The sequence below is a fragment of the Streptomyces sp. Rer75 genome (genome assembly GCF_013414305.1).
GTDB lineage: Bacteria > Actinomycetota > Actinomycetes > Streptomycetales > Streptomycetaceae > Streptomyces > Streptomyces himastatinicus.
Genome location: NZ_CP058693.1, coordinates 1716903 through 1739760 on the forward strand (window position 1 = coordinate 1716903; position 22858 = coordinate 1739760).

A 22858-nucleotide genomic window follows, 5' to 3' on the forward strand; every position below is an offset into this window, starting at 1 on the left:
GTTGCGCAGGCCTTCGGGGCACGGCACCCCAGGAACGCCCAGCCATCCTTCGCGAATGCGCGGAGATAGCACGGGCGCTCAGCAAATTGCCGCCCTTTAGACGGCAGCGATAGCGCATGAGCATCCCCACTGCGCAGGGACCGGCCGAGAACCGATTCGGTGCTGCTGACCGTGCGCTTGGGATGCATCTGTTTGCGCACCTCAGTTAGGGGTATCGCCGAGGTGAGCGCAGAAGCCGCCAGTAGTTGATCTTTGGGTTCGGTGATCATCGGCCGTCACCCATTCAGCTCGGTGTCGTTGATGGTGATGTTGACCCTCAGATCGAGCGTAAAGCTGTATCACCGCGTCGTGGTGTAGCCCTCTGTAGTCAACGTGCCGGTCGGCCGCCGGCTCGGGGTGGGAACCAATCGAGCAGCGGATATCGGTAGCAGTTATTCCGCTTCGAGGTCGGCTTATCGGACTTCCGTGCTCTGCTGCCTTGCCGTGGTGCTGCCGCAGTAAATCCGGTATTTACTGCGGTAGTTGTGAATACGTCTCCGCGATCGAGTAACCGCCCGAATGCGTTTCTGCTGTGCGGACTTGAGGGGAGTGGACTGTCAGTGCCCGGGGCCAGCATGCTTACCTGGGTCATGCCCCAGATCCTCCGTCACGGGCAGGCACTCGGCGAGCAGGTCGACGACGTCGCGCCAGGCTCGCTGCGCGTGCCGTGGGTGGTAGCCGACGCCGGGGACCACGGGGTGGCCGACCGGCGGGTGGTGGAAGGCGTGCAGGGCGCCGCCGTAGACCGCGAGGCGCCAGTCGACGCCCGCGGCCTGCATCTCAGCGGTGAACGCGTTCCGTTGCGCGGGCGGCATGATCGGGTCTTCCGACCCGACCCCGGCCCACACCGGGCAGCGAATGCGCGCCGCCTCGCCCGGTCGGCCCGTGGTCAGTGCGTTGACTGTCCCGATCGCGCGCAGGCTGACGCCGCCGCGCCCGAGTTCCAGCCCGACGGCACCCCCGGTGCCGTAGCCGACGGCGGCGATCCGGTCGGGGTCGGTCCGCGGTTCGGTGCGCAACACATCGAGCGCCGCATGGCCGATGCCTCGCATCCGCTCGGGATCAGCGAGCAGCGGCAGGCAACGGGCCAGCATCTCCTCGGGGTCGCCCAAATAGCGCCCGCCATGAAGGTCGAAGGCCAGCGCTATATATCCCAGCTCGGCGAGAGCATCGGCCCGGCGGCGCTCGACGTCGCTGAGCCCCATGCCCTCTGGTCCGAGCAGCACCGCGGGCCGGCGGTCGACACCGGCCGGGAGCGCGAGGTGCCCGATCATCGTCAAACCGTCGGCCGGATACTCGACCGTACGCGTCGTAATCGTCGTCATGAGACTGGACTGTAGTGATCGTCGAGCCCGGTCCGGCCGGTGTTCTGCCGCTGGCAGAACAGCGCGGGTATCCCTCTGAAATACGGCGCGGGCCCACAAGAACCGTCACAAACCCCGCCCCCACGGCAGCGCTATCGGATCACCTGCCCGGGCCACGGTGTTGGAGGCTGACCCTCGCAGCAGGATTCTGGGGTATACCGGCCCGCTCCCGTGAAGGGCGTCACCAGCTAGTTCCCTCACGGCTCAGGCAGCCTGGCCGAGACCGGCGGCGGTCAGGTCCTGCTCGCGCAGCGGGGTGAAGTCGACGTCGAGTTTTGGGTCGTACGCCTCGGGCTGGATGCCGAGTTCGTGGGTGCTGTACTCGCCGAACCGGTTGATGTGCTCGGTCAGGTACGGCGTGCGCTGCCGCATCGACTTCAAGTACGCCCTCGGCCTGGAGCTGGAAGACCCCGGCTTCCACCACAGCGTGCTGTCCGACTTCCGCGACCGGCTCGCCGAGGGCGACCGCGCCGACCGGCTGCTGGGCCTGGCACTGACCCGGATCCGGCGGGCCGGCCTGCTCAAGGGGCGCGCCGCCCGCGCCAGTCGACCATTTCCATTTCCATAAACTGTGAATATAAAAATGCTATGCTTCGAGCATGAGTCGTCAAGACACCGCTCCTGGCGCGTCCGCCGCCATCGGGGCAGCCCTCTACGGCCTGGCCACCAGGGCCGCGAGACGCCTGCCCCGGGACATGAGCCTGACGTCCGCCGCCACCCTGGCCACCCTGGACCGGACCGGCCCGCGGCGCATCACCGATCTGGCCGCGGTCGAGGGCGTCACCCAGCCCGCAATGACCGCCCTGGTCCGGGTGATGGAGGAGTCCGGCCTGGTCGAGCGGCGGGGCGACGCGTCCGACAAGCGGGTCACGCTGGTGTGCCTGACCGAGGCCGGCGCCTCCTATGTCCGGACGCGGCGCCAGGCGGGCGTCCACGCGTTCGAGCGGTTGATCGGCGAGCTCACCGGCGACGAGGTCGAGGCACTGGTGGCGGCCCTTCCGGCGCTGAAGCATCTGGAAGAGCTCGAAAGCCAGGACCGCGAAGGGCCGAAGCAGTGACCGGGCAGCCGGTCGGCGGGGTCGCGGTGAAGGCGTTCCCGGTGGCGCGTTCCGAGGCGCGGCTGCTGGTCCCCGCCCTGATGTTCATCGCTCTGGTCGTGGCGGCGGTCGCCAGCCTCGGGACGCCGCTCATCACCAGCGTGGCGACCTCGTTCCACGTCTCGCTCGGCAGCGCGCAGTGGACGCTGACCGTCGCGCTGCTCAGCGGCGCCGTCGCCACGCCGGTCCTGGGCCGGCTCGGAGCCGGCCCGCACCGGCGGGCCACGATCCTCGCCACGCTGGCGGTCGTCGTCGTCGGCAGCGCGCTCACCGTGCTGCCGCTGCCGTTCGCGTGGCTGCTGGCCGGCAGGGCGGCCCAGGGCGTCGGGCTCGGGCTGACGGCGCTGATGATGGGCGTGGCCCGGGACCACCTCCCCGAGGAGCGCAGCGCGGCCGTGATCGCCCTGATCTCGGTGGTCTCGATCATCGGGGCCGGCGTCGGCTACCCGCTGGCCGCACTGCTCGCCGAGCTCGGCGGGGTACGGGCCGCCTACGGCCTCGGCCTGGTCGTCACCGCCGCCGCCCTCCTGACCGCTTGGCGCTCCATGCCCGAAGCCCCCGAAGGCCGCTCCGCCCACGTGGACGTGGCAGGCGCGGTCATCCTGGCCGCTGCGCTGCTCCTGGTGCTGTTCCTCGCCGGCGAACGGAATCTGTGGAGCCGGCACCTCGCCGTGGCGGCGGGCCTCGCCGTCGTCGCGGTGGCGCTGCTCTGCGTCTGGGCCGTCATCGAGCTGCGCAGCACGACGCCCCTGGTCGATGTGCGGGCGGTGCGGCACCCGGCGGTCGCCGGGGCGAACCTCGCCATGTTCGTCGGCGGGATCGGCATGTACCTGCTGCTCACGCTCATCACCCGGTACGCGCAGACGCCGCACGGCGCCGGCTACGGCTTCGGGCTGACGACCTTCGTCGCCGGGCTGGTCCTCATCCCGTTCTCGGTGCTGGGGTTCGTCGCCGGCAAGCTCACGCCACGGGTCCGGACGCGGATCGCCGACCCCCTGCTCCTGGCCGGCAGCGCCGTCGTGGTCGGCGGCGGGTTCGCCCTGTTCGCGGCGGCCCGGTCGGACCTGGCCGAACTGTTCGCGGCGATGGGCGTGCTCGGCTTCGGCGTCGGCGGCTTCTCGGCCGCGATGCCCGGCGTCATCCTGGCCGTCACCCCCAAGAGCGAGACGTCGAGCGCCATGAGCTTCAACTACGTCGTCCGCAGCGTCGGGTACTCCCTGGGCAGCGCCATCGGCGGCCTGATCCTCGCCGCGGGCACCGGCCCCGGCCACCTCTTCCCCGACGACAGCGCCTACACCACCGCGGCGCTGGCCGGCATCGGCGCCATGGCGATCACGACGCTGACAAGCCTCGCTCTCGCCCGCCGACGCTCCTCCGAGACCAACCCGTAAGTCAGATGCACTCATCCCAACACTGGAGGTTCCATGCCCAAGGGCTACTGGGTCAGCGTCTACCGCACCATTTCAGACCCTGAGAAGCTGGCTGCTTACAACAAGCTGGCTGGTCTGGCCGTCGAGCCCGGGGGCGGTCGGACCCTCGTCCGTGGCGGTCGGGTCGTGGCGCATGACGCCGGAATCGCCGAGCGCGTCGTCCTGGTCGAGTTCGACAGCTTCGAGCAGGCCGTCGCGGCGCACGAGAGTGCGGCCTACCAGGAGGCGCTGGTCGCCCTCTCCGACGGCGTCGAGCGCGACTTCCGCATCGTCGAAGGCATCGACTGACCGAGGTCCAGTCGGATCTTCACTGAAGCAGCAGGATTCTGGGGTATACCGGCCCGCTCCCGTGAAGGGCGTCACCAGCTAGTTGTGCTGTCCGGAGAGGTTGGTGATGCGGCTGGCTGGGGTGTGGCCGTGTGGGGTCGGTGGTAGTTGTACCAGTCCAGCCAGTCGGGAAACGCTGCCTGACGTTCGCGCTCTGAGGTGTAGGGCTGTTGGTAGGCCCATTCGTCCAGCAGGGTGCGGTGGAAGCGCTCGACCTTGCCGTTTGTCTGCGGTCGCCAGGGGCGAGTCCAGCGTGGGCTGATGCCCAGGTCACGGCACGTATCGCGCCAGGTGTTCTTGCTGTAAGCCCAGGCGTTGTCGGTCAGCACCCGCTCGACGGTCACGCCGTGGTCGGCGAACCAGACGGCAGCTCGTCGTAGGAAGGCCGCGCAGGTGGCCGCCTTCTCGTCGGGCAGGTCTTCGGTGTAGGCAAGGCGGGAGTGGTCATCCAGCGCGGTGTGCAGAAAGGCATAGCCGACCCTGGTCTTGTTCTTGCGGCCGGCCGCGCGGCCCAGGACTTTGTGCCCGCCGCCGTCGGGGATGCGGCCGAGCTTCTTGACGTCGATGTGGACCAGTTCGCCCGGGCGGGAGCGTTCATAGCGGCGGAGGGGTTCGCCGGTGGCCCGGTCGCAGACGGTCAGCGGTGGCGGGCCGTGGCGTTGGAGGATGCGGTGAGCGGTGGAGGCGACGACGCCAGCACGGGCGGCCAGCCGCAGCGGGCCGATCCGGTGTTCACGGCGCATCCGCAGCACCCGCTCCTCCACACCGGCGGGTGTCCGGCGTGGTGAGTGATGGGGGCGGCTGGAGCGGTCGTGCAGGCCCGCTGCCCCGTGACGGCGGTAGCGTCCGGCCCAGCGGGCTGCGGTGGTGTGGCTGACCTGGAACCGTTCGGCCGCCCGTCGCAGCGGCCAGCCGTCCTCGACGACACACCGGGCCAGATGCAGCCTGCCGGTTGGAGTCAGCGGGGCGTTACGGTGGATCAACGAGGGCCTCCTGCGTGTTGGTGCAGATGTCGCAATCCACACCGAACCCAGAGGCCCTCACCTCATGCAAGGCCCCCTGAAGGCGAGTCGCCTGTCACCAACGTCCCCGGACAGCACAGCTAGTTCCCTCACGGCTCAGGCAGCCTGGCCGAGACCGGCGGCGGTCAGGTCCTGCTCGCGCAGCGGGGTGAAGTCGACGTCGAGTTTCGGGTCGTACGCCTCGGGCTGGATGCCGAGTTCGTGGGTGCTGTACTCGCCGAACCGGTTGATGTGCTCGGTCAGGTACGGCGAGATGTGCGCCAGATCTTCCGGGTCAATCTCCCATCCCTCTTCCCAGCAGCTGGCGGACGATCTCCGCGATGTCCAGGGCATTGCGGAGATCGTCCGCGTTCGTGAGCAGGGCGTTGAACTTCATCGCCTTTTCCTGCTCGATGGGGTCGTTGTCGGCGATGACGCCGCGGTTGCCGAAGCCGATCCACTGGGAGAACCGGTTGAACGACTCGACCTTCTTGGTCGCCGCGGTCACCCGTCGGCGAAGCGGCGCGTCCGAGAGGTAGCGCAGGAGCTGGACGCTGCGGATCACGCGGCCGACCTCGCGGAAGGCGGCGTAGGTGGCGTTCTTGCGCGACCCGGAGCGCAGGCGCTTGAGCAGTGTGGAGGAGGAGATGGTGCCCTTGCGTACGAAGACGGCGACGCGCATCAGGTGGCGGAACTGGGACTCGATCAGGTCGAAGTCGATGACGTGCTTGCCCGGCTCGCCGAACAGGGCGTCGATGTGCACGTACTCGCTCTGCTTGGAAGGCCGGTAGAAGGCCAGTTCCTTCCAGTTCCTGATCCTGGGCATCGAGTCGAAGCCCAGCAGGTGGGCGAGCGCAAAGACAGGGAAGCTCTGGCCCTGCGTATCCGCGTGCACGGTGGTCGGCTGCACCTCGCTGGTGTTCTCAAGACCTGGAACCGGGCACTGCGAACCTCCGCCTGCTGAAGCGCACAGCCCGCACACCTGTACCCGCGACAGCCTTCTGGAGACGCCGTGAACACTGTGTCCATACTCATCCTGCCAACGAAGCGGCTTGTGCACGTACTTGACGCTTGGGCACGCAGCGCCTGCCGCTCGCTTCGTACGGATACCTGGTGGTGGGTATGACTACGGCAAACGGGGATGCGTCCTCGTCACCAGATGAACCCGCAGGCGTGCCCGGTCCCCGCCGTGAACCGCTGGATCTTCCGCCGGCGTCGTTACCCACAGGGCCGAGGGACGGTGATGTGGCCGATGAGCTGGAAGAGGCCTACTGGGCGGTCTATGACGGCGCAGCTGCCAAGTCGACGGTCGGTGAAGTTCTCGTGCGGCTGCCGCGCATCGTGCGGCAGGTCGGCCGACTGGCGTGGCAGGCCGACCGGTCGGCCACGTTGGCGGTCGTGGTGCTGCAGTTGGCCTCGGCAGCGATGTCGGCCTTCGGGCTGGTGGCATCGGTCTCCGTGCTCCGTGAACTGTTCGGTCATGGGCCGACGCCGGACAAGGTTCGCAACGCGGTGCCGCAGATCCTTCTCGTAGTGGGCTTCCTGTCCGCACGGGCGCTTCTTGAGGCCGGAGTGTCCGTCGCCCAGGCGCGGGTGACCCCGAAAATCCGTACGGCCCTGGAATGCGACTTCCTGCGGTTGACCGCGCATGTGCGGCTGGAAGTCGTCGATGATGCCGACTGGCATGACGATGCCTATCGCGCTTCCGACCGCGGGCTGTTCTACGCCCGGCAGATCGTCGGCCAAGTCATCTCGCTGGCTTCCGCCCTTCTCGAGCTGATCGGGACGGCCGGCGTGCTCACCTCTTTACACCCCGTCCTTCTCCCCCTGCTCCTGCTGTCCGTCCTGCCCGTGGGCGTGGCGGCGGTACGTACGGCGCGAGCCCGGTTCCACAGTTTCAAGCGGTGGAACGCTCTGCAGCGCCGGGTTCGGGTCTTCTCCTGGCTGTTGCTGGAGCGGGACGCCGCCGCCGAGCTGCGCTCCGACACCGCGCAGAACGCCCTCTTGGATGAGCACCGTCGACTGGCCGCCCGGATCGCCGAGGAGGACACGAATCTCGGGGTCAGCTCTGCCGTGCTGACGCTGGCCGGGCGGGCCGTGGGAGGGATCGGAACGGGCATCACCTATGTCGCGCTGGGAGCCATGCTGATTTCCGGATGGCTTCCCCTCGCGGCCGGGGCCGGTGCGGTCCTGGCGATCCAGACCGGGCAGACCGCGCTGCGGCGCTTCGTGGACGTGGCGCACTTGGTCTACGAGCACGCCATGTGGGTCGATGACCTGCTGAAATTCCAGGAACGCTGCCGCGAGCTGCAGCCCCGCCGACGTGGCCTGGCCGCACCCACCACCGTCGCCGCCCTCACGCTCAAAGACGTCAGCTTCACCTACCCCGGCAAGAAGACACCGGCCCTGAGCGGCATCTCGATGACGCTGCGAGCCGGAGAGACCGTCGCCTTCGTCGGCGTCAACGGCTCCGGAAAGAGCACCTGTTCACGGCTGCTCGCCGGGTTGTACGAGGCGAGCGAAGGCACCGTGTGCTGGGACGGGGTGGATGTGAGGGAGATGGACGCCGAGTCGTTGCAGGCGCGCGTCGCCACCGTGCTCCAGGACCCGGTCCACTTCCCATTCAGCGCCTTGGCGAACCTGACCATCTCGCGCGGCACGCTCACCGGAGCCGACCCTCAGCGGGCCTGGGAGGCCGCGGTGGCTTCCGGAGCGGACCAGGTCATCGCCGACCTGCCGGGAACGTGGCAGGCGGTGCTGTCCAAACGGTTCCGGGGCGGTCAGGAGCTGTCGGCCGGCCAGTGGGCGAAGATCGCCGTCGCACGAGGACTGTACAAGAACGCCCCCGTACTGCTGCTCGACGAGCCGACCGCGAGCATGGACCCCAAGGCCGAGCACGCCGTGTATCAGGCGGTTCTGCGGAACAAGGGAAGGGCCGATCAGATCACCGTGCTGATCTCGCACCGGCTGGCGAGCGTCATCGAGTGCGACCGGATCTTCGTCTTCGACAGCGGCAGGATCACCGAAACCGGCTCGCACCAGCAGCTCATGGACCTCGGCGGCGACTACGCCCAGATGTTCACCCTCCAGGCAGCCGGCTACCAGGCCGCGTCCGCGGCGTCCGACTCGCAGCCAAAGACGGTGCACCCGTGAACGAGCAGACATCGCCCATCGGCTCAGCCCTGCCGCGCGCGTTCCCACCGGCGAACGCCTCAGCGCTGATCTACAACGGGTCCGGCGAGTACCTGCTTCACCTGCGGGACGAGATTCCCGGCATCTGGGAGCCGGGATCATGGTCCCTGCTCGGCGGCGGCCGTGAACCAGACGATCGGTCTCTGGAAGAGACGATCAGGCGGGAACTGCGAGAAGAGGCCGGCCTCGACCTCCCTGTCCTCGTCCCCTTCGCAGTGGAGCACGCCCGAGGCAGCGACGGCACGACCGTCCCGATCCAGATCTTCGCCGGCCACTGGTCCGGCGATCCCACGGCCTTGGACCTGACCGAGGGCGTCATGCTGCACTGGTTCCCGCCAGAAGTCATGCCACGCCTGAGGATGCCCCCTTCGACCCGCGACCTGGTCCGCCGCCACGCCGAGCTGCTCCATGCCGACCGTTACGGCTCCGCGCCGTCGGCGACGGACGCCAGCGCTCTCACGACCGCCCACCGGTCTCCGCACCCGCACACCCCATCAGCAGCGACCGCAGGCGGAAGGGCCGTCCTCAACGTCATCGGCGTCCACCTCTACCTGGAAAACACCGACGGCGAGGTCCTGCTCGGGCTGCGCCATCCTGACTCCGCATACGCGGGATCGACGTGGCACTTCCTGGCTGGCCACTGCGAGCAGGAGTCCGCCGTTGCCTGTCTCGTCCGAGAAGCACGTGAAGAAGCCGGCCTGCTGATCGACCCCGCCGACGTCACCTACGTGCACGCCGTCCATCTCGTCGACACACCCGGCACGCAGCCACGGATGCAGATGGTCTTCCGCGCCCGGCACTGGACAGGTACGCCGGAAATCCTTGAGCCCGACAAGTGCGTCGCCTGGAGCTGGTGGCAGCCGGAGACGCTCCCGGATCCGATCGTGCCCTACACCCGCGCCGCGATCGAAGGCATCCAGGCGGGCCGCCTCTACACCGAGATGGGCTGGTCGTGACCGATAGCCTCACGAGCTGCTCCACTTAGGCACCAAAAGCATCGTGATGCCGCACCAGCAGCGTCCGATCCCGTCTTGCCCAGCCGGGAGCGGTACACCTCACTCCTCGTAGGTGCCGTCGCTGCTGGCGTCACCAAAGGTGCCCACCAGCACGCTGACCACTGAAAAGCCGCGGAATGAGTTTGCCAAAATCAGCGCCTTCAAGGCGGGCTGGGCTGATCGAGTCGCCTGCCGACATCAAATGCGTACCGACGTGCGTCCCCCTGGATCAAGCAGTACGGGTACGGGCCGAGATCATGGACCGGGTGGCGGGGCGACCCCGCCCCTGGGCATCGCCATCATCGCGTTCCACCCGGAAGCCGAGCAGTTGGAGGCGCGCCCGAGTTCGGCCGCGACCACCGAAGGCCAACATCACCGTCGGCAGACCGCACAAGAGCACGCTTCTCCCCGACGAGTCACGACTCGAACCCCAGGCATCTGTGCCTCTTCTGTCACGCGAACACCCGATGGTGCGCTACCAATAAGGAGCAGTGAATGCGTACGGAAGCAGGCGGCGTTCACCTGCTGCGGACTACCCTCTCGTTGGTCAGCATGTTTGAAGGCAGCACTCGTGCCACAGGGTGCCTACAACGATCACCGCGCCCCGGGGTCTCACCCATGAGAGGAACCGTCAGGATGATCACGATGGCTTATGCCTTCTTCCGGGCTGGGAGCCGGCACCTCGATGTGCGCACCGGAGCCCAAGTGAATGAAAACAGCGTTGATCGCAGATAGAGCCCCAGGTCAACAAGTGTCGGCCCCGCGTTCGCGGGGGTTGCTCATCCGGGGGCGGGGTGTCGGTGTCGGGCTCTACGTCGGCCCCGCGTTCGCGGGGGTTGCTCGCGTGGGCGGACGGCGTACGCGGCGCGGACGGCGTCGGCCCCGCATTCGCGGGGGTTGCTCCTCGTACAGGGCCTGGCTCGGAGTCCGGTTCGCGTCGGCCCCGCGTTCGCGGGGGTTGCTCGGGCGGCGAGTGCGGCGACCCTGCCGAGGGCCAGTCGGCCCCGCGTTCGCGGGGGTTGCTCGTCCTTCTTGCGCACGGTCATCCCTCCTCGTAGGTCGGCCCCGCGTCCGCGGCGGTTGCTCGCCGCCGACCCCGCCGTCGTCCTCGACGTACACGTCGGCCCCGCGTCCGTGGGGGTTGCTCGCGCATGGCTTGGCTGTACGAGATCGAACGCGCCCTTCAACAACGCCGGTTCCTGGGAAGTTCATTACCGGGGCCTCCTCTTTACCAGCAGAAGCCAGCCTGGCACGCCCCCTGCAACCCGGCCACGGCGTTGGTGACGAGGCTCAGGTTTGGCCGTCTGCGACAGGCTCTGGCAGACCTCATGCTGACCCAATGCTGACTTTCCTGACTGGCCGCCAGAGTTACTGGCCGACGCCGCGCTGCGCTGCACGAACGGCGAGCCGTACGCGCTGATCGACCACTACGCCGGCGACGGGTACGCCACCGCGCCCGTGCCGAATTCCCACCGCTGGCCGCCATGTGAACGCAGACAGGCCCGCCGCGCGCGGGATTCAGCGGTCCGGTTCTCCGTCTTCTGCCTCCTTGAGTTGTTCGTCCGGGACGACGTGCACGGCGGCTTCCTCCGCTCCAGCGGCACCCGCGTCGATGCCCTCGTCCCTGGCGAGGACTTCCTTGGTGGCGTCGGGGCGGGTGCCCTCGTCGGGGGCAACAAGGCGGCCTGCGCGGTCCGTGCCGGCCTCGGGATCGATGGGCTCTCCCTCGCCCTCTTGCACATCTCCGACGCCGTCTCCCGCTGGGGCTTCGACGTCGGGAACCTCTTCGGCCAGCCGCTGGTCGAGCGTCTCCCGCTCGTGCTGTTCGGCTGCCGTTGTGCCGTGCTTGGTGACACCAAGCGGCTTCTCCGGCGGGGAGAAGCCCTCGTCGAGCATCTCGTCGTAATCACGCTCGTCCAGCGCGTCCTGGGTATCCAGAGGGGCCGCGTCCGCCTGTTCCTCGTTGGTTCCGGTCGGCTGGTAGACGTCGTCTGCCTTGTCCTCGCTCGTCATCACTGCCTCTTTTCGCATCTGAGGGTTTCGTCCGCAGTGCCGCTGATGCGGATGCGGACCGCTCGCCGGTCGAGTCAGCTCGCGGCTCGTCCGGCCATGGAGCTTGGCCCACTCGGATCTATTGCTCGAGTTACGCCTTGCCGGGATGATCGGGCGGAACCACTCCCCCCACGGTCACGGTGACGCGCTCGCCGCGTGCGCAGCGGAGCCCGTCGAGATCAGATGGCATGTCGTCGACGGCCAGGGCGGGCTCGGTCAGCCGCCGGGACATCAACCCCTTGCCCAGATAGGCGTACTGGCCACGGTGGAGGAAGTTCGGATCGGTGAGCAGGGTGAGCGCCCCATAGCGGATGAGGAGGGTGGCGTTGCCGACGAAGAGGAACTCGGCGGCTCCGTCCGGCCGAGGCGTCATGGGCCGACCACCGTCTCCTGCGCTTCCGGCCGACCGGGGGCGAACAGCGCGGCGGCCGCGGCTTGGTGGAGCGACTCCAGCACCGTGCGCTGCCGCCGGGCCCGGTTCAGCAGCTCGGCGAGCCGATCCGGGTCCAGACGGGTGTCCTGGTCGGCCGCGCCCAGCAGCGAATGCCACAGCATGGCCTTGCCCTCCACCCCGATCCGCAGGCCCTCCAGCTCGACGAGCGTGCTGAGCCCCGAACGATGCCGCAGACGGCCATTGGGCTTCAGTCGCCCGGCCTTCTCGCCCAGCCAGCCCGCGCAGAGCTTGTAGCGGCGTACGGGCACCTCAAGGTCGGCCATGATGTCCAGGAGCGCCTCCCGGTCCTCCATGATCTGTGCGGCGATGTCCTCCAGGTCGCCGCCGAAGGCCGACTGCCGGTGCTCGCGGGCCGTCCGGCGAGCGAGCTCCGCTCCGCCCGTCGCTCCTGCCGCATGGTCGTTGAGGTAGATGCCGAGCATGCGGGGGGATGTGCTGGGCTCGTTCATGATCACCCTCCCGGATCAGGCAAGGTTGCATCAGGCAATGTGCCCCTCCGGAGTGCCCAGTCATCGCCGCCTCAACCAGCCTCCTGACCTCTCCTGCCCGGCTGCTCGAACCGCGACGACGGCACCACGGATCCGGCTCGGCGACCCGGCACTCGATCACCGCCTGATCCGGCTCAAGGCGTTGCCCGACGGCTTCCAGACCGAGCTCATCGAGACGGCAGAACGTGGTCAGACAGGGCGCGGCGAAGGCAGCGTGGAGCATGTCGAGGTCTTTCGGACCTCCACCCCTACCCGCCAACACCCCCCGACTGCGAGAGGTAACGATCACTCCGCTGATCTGGGGTTTTTGCGCTGGTTGGCGTTGAAGCGCGCTTTCTTCTGACGATTCCCGCACGTGTTCATGTCACACCATTTGCGGGTGCGACTTTGACTGGTGTCGAAGAAGGCGGCTCGGCAGGTTGGTGATGCACACAAGGCCAATTTTCCGTCTCGTTCACCTGCGATGATGCTGATCGCGTCGGCGGCGATCACGCCGAGGGCATCTTCCACGCAGGAAGCCGAGCTGAGCCGCCATCGCCGCTCACCCTCGGGCGTCAGGATCGCCGCGGCCCGGCCCTGAGCGCTACAGCCATTGATGACTTGGACAGCAGACGCAGGGAGAGCGTCCTGGGTCGCGGCCGCTGTCGCGGCGGCGTGAATCGACTCCCTCAGTTCCCGAGCGAGGTCGAGCTGGGCAGTGGTGCAGGAGTCCACGGCGAGGCCGTTCACTGCCAGCCAGTCGACGAGTCGGTGCGGCGTGGGAATGCGCTCCACGGCGTTGCCATGCCGCTCCGACAGAGTCCCCGTGAAGCTGGTCGCCAGCACGCTACCGAGGCGGAAGTCAGGGAATCCAGCACGCATGGAACCACCTTAGGGGGTTGCAGCGTGGCTCTGAGAACTGCTAGAACCGCCTTAGCCGGTTCCACGATGGCCAGGAGGCCTCATGCCCCGTCTGACCAGCGACGTGCAAGCATTTGAAGCCCACGCAACTGACGCTGACCTCGACGATCTGCGCGCGCGACTGGCCGCGGCGCGACTACCGGAGGCCGAGACGGTCCATCGCGCCGCGCCCGACCCTCGCCGATGGGAACAGGGCGTTCCTCTCGCCGACCTCGTCGATGTCGTGAACTACTGGCGCACCGGGTACAACTGGAGGTCGTTCGAAGAGCGCCTGAACCGCATCGGCCAGTTCCGCACGACCATTGATGATCTGGGAATCCACTTCCTGCACCGCCGATCCGCGCGCGCAGATGCCACTCCTCTGATCTTGACGCACGGCTGGCCAGACAGCATTACTCGGTTCATCGATGTAGTGGACGAGCTGGCAGATCCGAAAGATGCAGGCGCGCCGGCCTTCCATGTCGTGGTCCCGTCGCTACCAGGCTTTGGTTACAGCGACAAGCCGGCCACCACCGGGTGGGGAACCGAAAAGATCGCGGCCGCATGGGTGGAACTGATGGGAAGGCTCGGCTACAGCAAGTTCGCAGCCCACGGCGGCGACTGGGGAGGTAATATCACCACGGTTCTCGGCGGCAGGTTCCCGGCGCACGTTCTCGGCATCCACACAACGTTCGCGGAGGGACCGCCCGGGTTGACAACGGACGGGCTGACGGCGGTCGAGCGCAAGTGGACCGAGGACACCCGCGATTTCTGGCGCCACCACGCGGCGTACGCGAAGCAGCAGGCGACCCGACCGCAGACCATCGGCTACTCGCTCGTCGACTCACCGGTCGGGCTTCTTGCCTGGATCCTTGACAAGTTCGCCGAGTGGTCGGACACCGAAGATAGCCCGTTCGAGACGATTTCCAGGGACAGCGTTCTTGACGACGTCACCCTGTATTGGCTGACGCGGACCGGCGCATCGGCGGCCCGTATTTACTACGAAAGCCACAACTCGCTGGATCCCGAACTTCGGGTCGACGTCCCGTCAGCAATCACTATGTATCCTCGCGACGTCGAGAAGTGTCCGCGCCCCTGGGCACAGGAGCGGTACCGACAGATCGTCCGATGGGGGTCGCCCGAAATCGGGGGGCATTTCCCGTCGCTGGAGGTTCCCGAGTATTTCGTCAAAGACCTGCAAGAGGGCCTCGCGGCAGTGCTGGCCGCTCATCGGTGAACGCGGCTCGGCGCCCCGGCACTCGATCACCGCCTGATCCGGCTCAAGGCGTTGCCCTACGGCTTCCAGACCGATCTCAAGAGGTCACCCGGCTCTACACCGACTGCCACGTGGCACTCACCAAGGAGATATTGCGTACCGTTATCAGCCGCGGCGAGGATCTCAAGCCGAATTCTCGCAGCGCTACGAACTGCTCAAGAAGCGGTTGCTCGTAGCCACGTTGGCTTCACTGATCGCACTCTCGATGCTGATGGTGACACTCCAGTACGGATACCTCTCCTGACCCCCTCCGGGGAGCCTGGCGCAAGCCACGCCAGGGCCACCTGAAGATGTATGCCAGTGGGCGAAACGCGGATGCCACTAGGCTGGAGAGCGCCTGCCGCGCTGGTGGAGGGAAACCGAGTCGCACGGCAAGGAGAGGTGATCGGTATGAGACATGACCGACGGCGCGATCACGGGCCGGGACCAATGGTGTATCCAGTGTTCCTCACCAGGGCACATGGTCTGTTCAATCTCGCTTCCGGGGCTTGGCCGCTGCTGCACATGACCGGCTTCAGGCGCTTCTTTCGGCCCCACACAGCCGGATCCGGAGCAGAACTGGCTGGTGAGAACGGTGGCCGGACTGCTGGTCACCACCGGGTGGGGCCAGCTGCGGGCGCGTCCGGCCGCCGATTCCCTGGCTGAGGCCCGGCGCAGTGGCCTGGGGACGGCCGCCACCCTCCTCGTGGCCGACGTGATCTCCGTACCCTCCGGCCGGGCACGCCCGGCCCACGGCCTCGACGCGGTGGTCGAAGCGGGATGGCTCGTCGCCTGGTGGGCGTGCCCGCCCCCAGGCCGCGCAGGGGCCGACCGGCGACCGCACAGCGCCCTCCGACCGGGACGCCGGGGCCGGTCGGAGCGCCGGCGCCCAGGTCCCGTACCGCACGGGTGCCGCCGGTGGCGTTACGGGGCAGGACGTGGTGGAAGCCTGTGACGGCCGGGGCGGAGGCATCGACCACGGCCGTGCGCGGGGCCGCAGACCAGGTGGGTACAGGGGTTTCCGGTTGCGCCAGCTGGTCGACCAGGTCCGCACCGTCCACCGGGCCCCGGTCAGCGGCCGTTTCAGGGCCGCTCGCCCACTCCGGTCGCCACCTCGTGGGCACGGCCCGCGGGCGAGTCCTCGGCCAGCGGCGCCGTGGGGCCGCCCGCTCCCCGCCGCAGCCCGTGCAGGAACTCCTCGAGGGCCTCGGTGGCCGTATGCCGCGGCTCCCACTCCAGCTCCCGCCGGGCGCGCGTGGTGTCCATCAGCGGGATCCGCAGCACCGCGTCGAAAAGCTCCGCGGAGGCCGGTGCCAGATGCAGCTTCCAGGCGGCCGCGACGCAACCGCGCAGGAAAGGCCGGGGCACTCGCAGCACCCGCGCGCCCAGGATCTCCGCGAGAACGCCCGCGTCCACCGGTGGCTCTGCCGCGATGTTGAACGCGCCGCGTACGTCCCGGATGGCCGCTGCCCGATAGGCCGCGGCGGCATCCTCGGTGTGCAGCACCTGGAAACGCAGCCCTGGCACATCCGGGACGACGGGCACGAGGCCCGGCCGGACCAGGCGGCCCGGCACCAGCGGCCCGCCGAAGAGCCGCCGCTGCTGGGAGGCGGACTGCCGCTGGAACAGGAAGCCGGGGCGCATCCGCACCACACGCAGGTCCGGATGACGCTGCTCGAAAGCGTCGAGGAAACGCTCCAGATACGACTTCTCCCGGGTGTACGCGGCCTCCGGCCAGCCATGGGTGGACCAGGACTCATCGACCGCGCGGCCCTTCGGCCCCGGCGCGTACGCACCAACCGACGACGCGTACACCAAAGCGGGAACACCCGCGGCGGCCACGGCCTCGAAGACTCGGACACTGCCCAGCACATTGCTGCGCCACGTGGTGACCGGCTCATGGGTGGGCTGGAACAGCCAGGCCAGGTGCACCACCACATCCGCACCCCGGAAGTGCGGCACGAGGTCCACGTCCGGGTCGCCGAGGTCCACGGCATGCCACGCCGTTTTCTCCGGTGCCCAATCCGGAACACGGCGCGCGAGCCCCAGAACCGAGGAAACGGCCGCCTCCTCGCCGAGCGCCCGCACCACCGCGGAGCCGACGTTGCCGGTGGCTCCCACCACGACCACCCGCAGTCCGGATGCGTCCGGATCCCGCTGGCGTGCTTTCGTCCGGCGATCAGCGGGCATCGGCCGCTCCTTCGGGACAGGTGGGGGGGACGAGTGGGACAGACCGGTTGCGAGGGTGCTCCCGCCCCTGCGCCGGTCGGCGCCACTCACCGCCCGAGTACCCGAAGCGGGCTGCCTCAATACGGTGCCCGGGTGGAGGGGTGTCAGGCCGCGCGCGTCAGCTCGATCCGGCCGAACAGGAGGGGTTCGGACTGGACCGGCATGGCTGGGTTGGTCGCCCAGACCAGCCACGGAGTGCGACGTCTCGGCCCGCTTGGTCCTTCGTGGCGGGGATACCCGGTCAGCGACGGCCGCACTGTGCGCTGTGGGGTCGACGTCTGCCGCGCACCACTACTGGCCCGCCGAGCCCGAATGGAGAAGCGGATGACCAAGACCATCAAAGAACAGACCGTCGGGCAGCTGGGCGGGAACGGCAGTGTCCTGGCGCGGCAGCGGCGCGATCACGCTGAGATCGACCGGCTGATGGACCACTACGCCCTTGCGGAAGGCGACGAGCGGGAGCGTGTGCTGAAGGAGATCGTCCAGCTCGTCTTCAGCCACGCCTTCGCCGAGGAAACCGTGCTGTGGCCGGTGGTCAGGCGCAGTGTGGCGGACGGAGAAGAACTCACCTCCCGCGTGGAGGAGGAGCACCAGGAGATCAACGATTTGATCGCCGAGGTCGAACGCCTGCCCCAAGGCGATCCCGTGCGTGAGGAGAAGATCGAGCGCGCCTTCAGCCTGATCCGTCAGGACATCCGCGACGAAGAAGACCTGCTGCTGCCCCGGCTACAGGGGGCGACGGACGCCGCCCGGCTGCGCCGACTCGGAGCGGTCTGGGAAGCCGCACGTCTGACCGCCCCCACTCACCCCCACCCCGTCGTCCCGCGGCGCCCTCCGGGCAACGCGGTCCTGGGCGTGCCACTGAGCGGATATGACCGGTCACGCGACCTGCTCGGCGGCCCCATCGGCCGCGGTGCCAGGAAGCTGCTGGCCTGGGGCGCGGGCCTGCTGTTCGCGGCCTTCACCGCAGCCCGATGGCTGCGCAAGAGGTCTTGAGAAGGCCCGGACCCGGAACGACGCCCATGCGGCCGTATCTCGCCGAACCCCGCGATATTCGCGGCGGCGGACTCGACGCCGGGGTGCGGGCGAGTGCATGCTGCATCTACTCGAACCGTTCATGGGCTTCGCGGACGTATCCGGCGCCCAGGGTGGTCAGGTCCAGCTGGTCAGCGATCAGCTCGCGCAGATACCCCTTGCGATGCGCAGGTGCTCCAGCTCCATGTTCAGGTGCAGCTCCCAGATCGCCTTGACCTTGGGGTCGCTCTCCTGCTCCATGCATTCGGACATCGTGGGCACTGGGGGGTGGCTTGCCGATCATGCCGGGCTCCCGGCATCGCCAGGCGTCGCCGGGACGGGCTGGGAGATTTGCGACGGCGTCGGGGTGCATACGAGTCAGCCGACAGGACGGGAGGGCGCGAAGGACCAGCGGTCCCCCGGCACGCGGTGCCGGGCGCCAGGGTCCGCAGGGCCGGGGTGAAAGGCGGGCCAGGACGAGCAGCAGCGGGGCTGTCCGACGATCGGTGCTGGACCATGTGGGTGGTGAGCGGCCCGCCCGGCATGGAGCCCGCCGCTGCGCAGGCTGCGCTGGTGCTCCCGGCGGCGCAGGACACATCTGCCACCAGGGCCATACGTCACCGCGGCGCCGCAGATGGGCGGCGGTGCCAGCGGATGGGCGGTTGCCGCCAGGAGCGCGACCCCGGCAGTGACCACCTCGCCCGGGCCAGCACCCGTGGCCGGGCCGGGATGGTGGGGTGTCTTCTGACAGAGCCTGCGTCTGCCGCCCAGTACGCCTGCCCCGCCCCGCCGCAAGCCCGCCGACCGCAGCATCCGGGTGAGCCGCCCAGCAACCGAGTGGAGTCCGTCCCGACCGGCGCCTCGAGGCGCCGGCACCGGGTACCCGTCGAGGCATGATCAAGCGCGCGCTGTGGCAAGGACTGATCGCCGGCACCGCTGGAGGTGTCGTGATGACCCTCGGTGAGAAGATCGAGCAAGCCCTCACCAAACGGCCCGAATCACACGTGCCCGCACGGGTCCTCCAGCGCCTGACCGGCTTGCCCGAACAGCCCGGAAAGCAACCCGTGCCGGTGAACTGGGCCATGCACTTCGGCCAGGCCGCTGTCCTCGGCGTGCTACGTTCCGTCATGGCCCACGCCGGGCTGCGCGGCCCGGTGGCCTCGGCGAAGTTCACCGTCGTGCGCCTCACCAACGACCAAATCCTCGAAAACGCCACCGGCATCGGCGCCCCGCCCTCCACCTGGCCCCGCAAGGAACTGATCGTGGACGTGTTGCACAAGACCGTCTACGCCTTCGCCACCGGCGCCATCGCCGACGCCCTCGCCGCACGAGGCGGCCCCGGGCCCGGACAACGCCACGCCGCCATCCGCCCCGGTCGCCACGGCGTCGGCCCCCTGCCCCGCAGGGACGCCTACGGCCGCTGACCCAGCCCCACACCGCCGCGACGCGCTGCGCCAGGTGCCGACAAGCCGGGCCGCCGGGGGCTACCGGCGGACCGCGGGCGAACCCGGGCGGTGCGGTGCCCCGGGAACGGCCGGTGCGGCAGGCCGGTTGCGTGTCAGCATGATCGCGGGCACGGCAGCGAGGGCGAAGAGCACTCCCGCCATCACGACGTAGAGGTACACGCCGGTCGCCGTGCTCACCGGGGCACCGTCGGCAAAGGTCCCGGGAATGAGGGTCGCTTTGAGCACCTCGCCCCCGGCGATGTTGAAGACGACCGAGCCGAGGGCGAGCACGACCGACACCAGACCGGCGATCGTGCCCTGCCGCTCGGGCGCTTCGATGCTGGTCGCCAGGTTGTAGCCGGAGGCGCCGATCGCGCCGGCGGCCATGCCGAGCATGGCGCCGCAGACGATCGCCAGCGGGAGCACTGATACGCCCGCCAGCATCGCGAAGGTCCCCACTGTCCCGACGGCGATTCCGCCGAGGAGGGGCAGTGCGGGGCCGAACCGCCCCGCGATCCATCCGGCGCACGTGCCGCCGATGACGATGCCGACGTTGGGCGTGGCGAGCAGCACCGCGACCGCCTCTCCGTCGCCGAGCCCGTAACCGAGCCCCAGGTCGGGGGGCACCTGGGCGATGAGGCCCGTCAGTTGCAGCATGCTCCGGAAGGAGCCTGCTGCCAGTACCAGGGCCAGCAGCGTCAGCAGGATCGGGCGGCTGAGGGCCCGGATGTCGATGATGGGTTCGTCGACCCGCAGCGCGAGGAACGCCCAACCGGCCAACGCGGCGGCACCGGCCGCCAACAGCGCGATCATGCCCCCGGCCAGCCATCCGAGGTTGCTCCCGAGGCTGGTGTAGGCGAGCACCGCGCCGAGGCCGCCGCCGAGCAGGAGCGCCCCGCCCACGTCGATCCGGCCGGTGCTGCGGATCGGCGACTCCGGGATGAAGGAACGCACGCAGAGCGCGGCCGCCGCGGCGAGCAGAGCCGCCACGATGAACACGCTCCGGTAGCCGAACACATCGATGACCGGCTTCATCAGGAACGGCTCGATGATTCCGACGACCGACGAGCCGGACGTCACGAGCCCGACCAAGGCCATCGCCACCCGCGGGGTGCAGATCTGGCGCGCGAGGGCCACCGTGAGGAACACCGCGGCGAAGGCGGCGCCTTGGAGGAAGCGCCCCACCAGGAAGATCCAGACGTTGGGGGCAACGAGGCAGACCAGCGCTCCTGCGCATGCGAGGAGCAGCGTGCCGATGAGTATCCGGCGCTTGCCGAAGATGTCGGAACTCTTCGCGAGCAGCGGCGACCAGAGGGCCCCGGCCAGCATCGCGCTTGCATTCAGCCACGCGGCCTGGTCGGTGTCGAAATGCTCCAGTAACTGGGGCAGGACCATCATCGGCGAGCCGATGGCCACGTCGGCCAGGACGTTGGCGAGCGTGAGAACGGCCGCCCAGAGGATGAGCCGCTTGCTCCAGCGGTGCTCCTGGGCAGCGCCGGGGGCGGGCTTTTCCAGCGTGTCTTTCACTATGCATTCTCTCCAGCGCATTGGGGGTGAGGTCCCGTAGCGGTGCCGGGTGCTTGCAGCGCCTTGTTCCGGGCGGCAATGGCAGCCCAGGTGGTCGGGAGCATGCGGTCGCGACCGCTGTAGACACGGTCCTGGGCGAACGTGACATAGGGGCGCTGCCGGGCCTCGTACCGTGCGAACGCGGCGGTGTGGTCATTGCCGCACCGCTGAAGTTCTTCGGCGAGAAAGCGGGCGCCGGTGAGCGCGAGTGAGGTGCCCCGGCCGGATAGGAAGGCCGGGCTGTACCCGGCGTCCCCGACGAGGGCGACGCGGCCGCGGTGCCAGGAGGGCAGGTGGATCTGGCTCGCGGAGGTGAAGAAGAAACCGGGATCGGCGCGGGCCACATCGAGCAACTCCGGGATCCGCCACGACCGGTAGCCCGCGAAGGCGTCGATGAGGATCTTCTTCTGGGCGTCCAGGTCATGGTGGTCGTAGTCGATCCGTTCCGAGCGGAACTGGAAGACCGCGACGGCCTTGCCGTTGTACCGGAAGATGCCTGCCATCCGGCGGGGGACGTTGTATATCGAGTTGGCGGCCTCGGATTGCGCCTCGCCGGGGTGGTCGGCGAGGGCTAAGTAGACACCGAGGTGCCGGAGGTAGTCCTCCTCGGGCCCGAACACCAGTCTGCGTACCGCGGAGTGCTGGCCGTCGGCACCGATCACCAGGTCGTACCGCCCGGTGCGGCCCGATGCGAAACGCACATCGACGCCGCCGCCCACGCCGCCATCGGTCAGTGTCTCGATCGAGTCGCCGAAGCGGATCGCCGCGGTGTCCGGGAGCGCATCGGCGAGGATGCGCACGAGGTCCTCGCGGAGGAGCTCGATGTCGTCGTCGGAGTCGCTGATCTCCGCCATCGGGATCCGGGCCACCGGCTCGCCCTCGCTGTCGACGAACTGGGTGAGCTCGGACATCCGGATTCGTTGCTTCTGGATCTCCGCGAGCAGTCCCATCCTGTCCGCGGTCTCGATCGCATCACCGCGGATGTCGATGGGTGTGCCGGTGAGCCGGAGGCGGCGGGCGTACTCGACAACGGTGACGTCGTGGCCGCGGGTGCCGAGCTCACGTGCGCAGGCGAGCCCGGCGATACCGGCTCCGGAGACAAGGATGTTCACGTGTGCGCTCCAGGTTTCGATGAGGTGGGCGTGCGGATCGGATCGGCCGCCGCTCGCCGGTCGGACAGGCGAACCCGCGGAACGGCGCGGCCGTCGGGCAGGCCGAGGCGCGGCAATCCGAACGACTAAAGAAACAAACTGTCGCTTTTAGCGAGCCTACTCACCACCGGCTTGCACCGCAACGCGGCACCTGGCGACAATCGGCACCCGAGGAGAGAACAGGAGGCGAGCGCGGCGATGGCCAACGGGACCGCTGACCGGCCGCCCGCACGGCGCCCCGGTGGCCGCAACGCGCGGGTGAGGGCGCAGATCCTCGCCGCGACCGTCGAGCTCGTGGCGCGCGACGGCATCGCGGGCTTCCGCTACGAGGAGGTCGCCGAGTTCGCCGGCGTGCACAAGACCAGCGTCTACCGCAACTGGCCCGACCGCGAGGAGCTGGTGGTCGAAGCGCTGCTGCGCTACGCCGAGGACCTCGCTTCGGTCGCCGACACCGGCGACATCCACCGGGACCTGGTGGACTTCCTGCTGGCCCTCGCCGGTGGCATGGAAACGCCGTTCGGCCGGACGCTCGAACAGGCCATCCAGCCCGCCCGCCAAAGCGCCACCGTCGAGGCGCTGACCAAGATCCTCGACCAGCGCGTGGCCGCGATGCAGCGACGGGTGGACACCGCCGTCGACCGGGGTGAACTCCCCCCGGTCGACAGCTCGTTCCTCGGCGAGATGATCTCCGGCCCGGTGCACCTCATCGTCAACCGCGGGATGCGCACGTTCACCCGCACGGACGCGGAACGCATCGTCGGCGTGGTGCTCGCCGGTATCCGGGCCACGGCACCGCACGTCTGAGCAATCGCCCTGGCCGCACCGTTCAGGCCGAAGGCCGGAGCGCCCGTCATACACCCCGGCACACGGCGGTCATGGG

General features: G+C 68.9%; 19 protein-coding genes, 4 pseudogenes and 1 CRISPR repeat array. Of the genes and pseudogenes, 10 read left to right on the plus strand and 13 right to left on the minus strand.

All coding sequences use genetic code 11. The annotated features are described in order from the left end of the window. Positions 1 to 596: 596 nt before the first annotated feature. A complete protein-coding gene (locus tag HYQ63_RS06655) occupies positions 597 to 1364 on the minus strand; it encodes a dienelactone hydrolase family protein (RefSeq protein WP_014173938.1) in 768 nt (255 codons plus the stop codon). A gap of 243 nt (positions 1365 to 1607) precedes the next feature. Then, positions 1608 to 1775 carry a hypothetical protein gene (locus tag HYQ63_RS06660; protein ID WP_179932994.1) on the minus strand — a complete coding sequence of 56 codons (168 nt, stop codon included), beginning with the start codon at positions 1773 to 1775 and terminating at the stop codon, positions 1608 to 1610. Here HYQ63_RS06660 and HYQ63_RS45895 point away from each other — a divergent pair. From HYQ63_RS45895 to HYQ63_RS06680, 4 genes and pseudogenes are all read left to right on the plus strand, one after another. After that, positions 1762 to 1938, plus strand: a pseudogene (locus tag HYQ63_RS45895) (transposase); the annotation flags it as partial. The gene HYQ63_RS06660 and the pseudogene HYQ63_RS45895 overlap by 14 nt on opposite strands. 160 nt (positions 1939 to 2098) lie before the next feature. After that, a complete protein-coding gene (locus HYQ63_RS06670) occupies positions 2099 to 2461 on the plus strand; it encodes a MarR family winged helix-turn-helix transcriptional regulator (protein ID WP_179939815.1) in 363 nt (120 codons plus the stop codon). Continuing rightward, positions 2458 to 3891: an MFS transporter gene (locus HYQ63_RS06675; protein WP_179932995.1), complete on the plus strand. Its 1434-nt coding sequence runs from the start codon at positions 2458 to 2460 to the stop codon at positions 3889 to 3891. Before HYQ63_RS06670 ends, HYQ63_RS06675 begins: the two co-directional genes overlap by 4 nt. A 33-nt stretch (positions 3892 to 3924) precedes the next feature. Continuing rightward, positions 3925 to 4218: a DUF1330 domain-containing protein gene (locus tag HYQ63_RS06680; RefSeq protein WP_179932996.1), complete on the plus strand. Its 294-nt coding sequence runs from the start codon at positions 3925 to 3927 to the stop codon at positions 4216 to 4218. A gap of 78 nt (positions 4219 to 4296) precedes the next feature. On the opposite strand, the pseudogene HYQ63_RS06685 reads toward HYQ63_RS06680, so the two are convergent. The 3 genes and pseudogenes from HYQ63_RS06685 to HYQ63_RS06695 form a co-directional block, all read right to left on the minus strand. Next, positions 4297 to 5240: pseudogene (locus tag HYQ63_RS06685) on the minus strand (IS481 family transposase). A 135-nt stretch (positions 5241 to 5375) separates the two neighbouring features. Beyond that, a complete protein-coding gene (locus HYQ63_RS06690) occupies positions 5376 to 5612 on the minus strand; it encodes a Tn3 family transposase (protein ID WP_179932998.1) in 237 nt (78 codons plus the stop codon). Beyond that, positions 5554 to 6168, minus strand: coding sequence for a Tn3 family transposase (locus HYQ63_RS06695; protein ID WP_179932999.1), 615 nt, complete (start codon positions 6166 to 6168; stop codon positions 5554 to 5556). The genes HYQ63_RS06690 and HYQ63_RS06695 overlap by 59 nt, the downstream gene beginning before the upstream one ends. A gap of 161 nt (positions 6169 to 6329) precedes the next feature. Between HYQ63_RS06695 and HYQ63_RS06700 the strand changes: the two genes are divergently transcribed. Further along, positions 6330 to 8411: an ABC transporter ATP-binding protein gene (locus HYQ63_RS06700; RefSeq protein WP_257231673.1), complete on the plus strand. Its 2082-nt coding sequence runs from the start codon at positions 6330 to 6332 to the stop codon at positions 8409 to 8411. Next, the gene (locus tag HYQ63_RS06705) at positions 8408 to 9406 is read left to right on the plus strand and encodes an NUDIX domain-containing protein (protein ID WP_179933000.1); all 999 of its coding nucleotides are present in this window, start codon (positions 8408 to 8410) and stop codon (positions 9404 to 9406) included. Before HYQ63_RS06700 ends, HYQ63_RS06705 begins: the two co-directional genes overlap by 4 nt. 792 nt (positions 9407 to 10198) lie before the next feature. Beyond that, a CRISPR array of direct repeats spans positions 10199 to 10592; the repeat unit is 28 nt; unit sequence GTCGGCCCCGCGTTCGCGGGGGTTGCTC. Between the two features lie 371 nt (positions 10593 to 10963). Here the strand turns inward: HYQ63_RS06705 and HYQ63_RS06710 are convergent. The 5 genes and pseudogenes from HYQ63_RS06710 to HYQ63_RS06730 all read right to left on the minus strand — a co-directional run bounded on the left by HYQ63_RS06710 (position 10964) and on the right by HYQ63_RS06730 (position 13300). Then, entirely contained in the window at positions 10964 to 11458 is a 495-nt protein-coding gene (locus HYQ63_RS06710) for a DUF5709 domain-containing protein (RefSeq protein ID WP_179933001.1), read from the minus strand. A 205-nt stretch (positions 11459 to 11663) separates the two neighbouring features. Beyond that, positions 11664 to 11870: pseudogene (locus HYQ63_RS06715) on the minus strand (MBL fold metallo-hydrolase); the annotation flags it as partial. Further along, positions 11867 to 12400 (minus strand): hypothetical protein, encoded by a 534-nt coding sequence (locus HYQ63_RS06720; protein ID WP_179933002.1) that lies wholly within the window; start codon positions 12398 to 12400, stop codon positions 11867 to 11869. The gene HYQ63_RS06720 and the pseudogene HYQ63_RS06715, both read right to left, overlap by 4 nt. A gap of 106 nt (positions 12401 to 12506) precedes the next feature. Continuing rightward, a pseudogene (locus HYQ63_RS06725) lies at positions 12507 to 12662 on the minus strand (ISL3 family transposase); the annotation flags it as partial. Positions 12663 to 12724: 62 nt separating this feature from the next. Beyond that, complete coding sequence (locus tag HYQ63_RS06730) at positions 12725 to 13300, minus strand: ABATE domain-containing protein (protein WP_179933003.1); 576 nt, start codon at positions 13298 to 13300, stop codon at positions 12725 to 12727. 82 nt (positions 13301 to 13382) lie between these two features. Here HYQ63_RS06730 and HYQ63_RS06735 point away from each other — a divergent pair, with 82 nt between their 5' ends. Further along, a complete protein-coding gene (locus tag HYQ63_RS06735) occupies positions 13383 to 14555 on the plus strand; it encodes an epoxide hydrolase family protein (RefSeq protein WP_179933004.1) in 1173 nt (390 codons plus the stop codon). A gap of 1101 nt (positions 14556 to 15656) precedes the next feature. On the opposite strand, the gene HYQ63_RS06740 is transcribed toward HYQ63_RS06735, so the two are convergent. After that, positions 15657 to 16763, minus strand: coding sequence for an NAD-dependent epimerase/dehydratase family protein (locus HYQ63_RS06740; protein WP_179933005.1), 1107 nt, complete (start codon positions 16761 to 16763; stop codon positions 15657 to 15659). A gap of 363 nt (positions 16764 to 17126) precedes the next feature. On the opposite strand from HYQ63_RS06740, the gene HYQ63_RS06745 reads away from it, so the two are divergent. Together HYQ63_RS06745 and HYQ63_RS06750 are read left to right on the plus strand one after the other, a co-directional pair. After that, the gene (locus HYQ63_RS06745; protein ID WP_179933006.1) at positions 17127 to 17798 is read left to right on the plus strand and encodes a hemerythrin domain-containing protein; all 672 of its coding nucleotides are present in this window, start codon (positions 17127 to 17129) and stop codon (positions 17796 to 17798) included. Between the two features lie 911 nt (positions 17799 to 18709). Further along, the gene (locus HYQ63_RS06750; RefSeq protein WP_179933007.1) at positions 18710 to 19240 is read left to right on the plus strand and encodes a hypothetical protein; all 531 of its coding nucleotides are present in this window, start codon (positions 18710 to 18712) and stop codon (positions 19238 to 19240) included. Between the two features lie 60 nt (positions 19241 to 19300). On the opposite strand, the gene HYQ63_RS06755 is transcribed toward HYQ63_RS06750, so the two are convergent. Beyond that, a complete protein-coding gene (locus tag HYQ63_RS06755; RefSeq protein ID WP_257231678.1) occupies positions 19301 to 20788 on the minus strand; it encodes an MFS transporter in 1488 nt (495 codons plus the stop codon). Beyond that, positions 20788 to 21939 carry an FAD-dependent monooxygenase gene (locus HYQ63_RS06760; RefSeq protein WP_179933008.1) on the minus strand — a complete coding sequence of 384 codons (1152 nt, stop codon included), beginning with the start codon at positions 21937 to 21939 and terminating at the stop codon, positions 20788 to 20790. The genes HYQ63_RS06755 and HYQ63_RS06760 overlap by 1 nt, the downstream gene beginning before the upstream one ends. 237 nt (positions 21940 to 22176) lie before the next feature. Here HYQ63_RS06760 and HYQ63_RS06765 point away from each other — a divergent pair, with 237 nt between their 5' ends. After that, positions 22177 to 22782 (plus strand): TetR/AcrR family transcriptional regulator, encoded by a 606-nt coding sequence (locus HYQ63_RS06765; protein WP_179933009.1) that lies wholly within the window; start codon positions 22177 to 22179, stop codon positions 22780 to 22782. Positions 22783 to 22858 lie beyond the last annotated feature (76 nt).

Bases quoted from the DNA above. Each gene is read 5' to 3' on its own strand.
- HYQ63_RS06730 (WP_179933003.1), bottom strand. From the start codon at position 13,300: ATGCGTGCTGGATTCCCTGACTTCCGCCTCGGTAGCGTGCTGGCGACC.
- HYQ63_RS06655 (WP_014173938.1), bottom strand. From the start codon at position 1,364: ATGACGACGATTACGACGCGTACGGTCGAGTATCCGGCCGACGGTTTG.
- HYQ63_RS06690 (WP_179932998.1), bottom strand. From the start codon at position 5,612: ATGCCCTGGACATCGCGGAGATCGTCCGCCAGCTGCTGGGAAGAGGGA.
- HYQ63_RS06710 (WP_179933001.1), bottom strand. From the start codon at position 11,458: ATGACGAGCGAGGACAAGGCAGACGACGTCTACCAGCCGACCGGAACC.
- HYQ63_RS06720 (WP_179933002.1), bottom strand. From the start codon at position 12,400: ATGAACGAGCCCAGCACATCCCCCCGCATGCTCGGCATCTACCTCAAC.
- HYQ63_RS06740 (WP_179933005.1), bottom strand. From the start codon at position 16,763: ATGCCCGCTGATCGCCGGACGAAAGCACGCCAGCGGGATCCGGACGCA.
- HYQ63_RS06765 (WP_179933009.1), top strand. From the start codon at position 22,177: ATGGCCAACGGGACCGCTGACCGGCCGCCCGCACGGCGCCCCGGTGGC.
- HYQ63_RS06670 (WP_179939815.1), top strand. From the start codon at position 2,099: ATGAGCCTGACGTCCGCCGCCACCCTGGCCACCCTGGACCGGACCGGC.
- HYQ63_RS06660 (WP_179932994.1), bottom strand. From the start codon at position 1,775: ATGCGGCAGCGCACGCCGTACCTGACCGAGCACATCAACCGGTTCGGC.
- HYQ63_RS06680 (WP_179932996.1), top strand. From the start codon at position 3,925: ATGCCCAAGGGCTACTGGGTCAGCGTCTACCGCACCATTTCAGACCCT.
- HYQ63_RS06750 (WP_179933007.1), top strand. From the start codon at position 18,710: ATGATCAAGCGCGCGCTGTGGCAAGGACTGATCGCCGGCACCGCTGGA.
- HYQ63_RS06745 (WP_179933006.1), top strand. From the start codon at position 17,127: ATGACCAAGACCATCAAAGAACAGACCGTCGGGCAGCTGGGCGGGAAC.
- HYQ63_RS06735 (WP_179933004.1), top strand. From the start codon at position 13,383: ATGCCCCGTCTGACCAGCGACGTGCAAGCATTTGAAGCCCACGCAACT.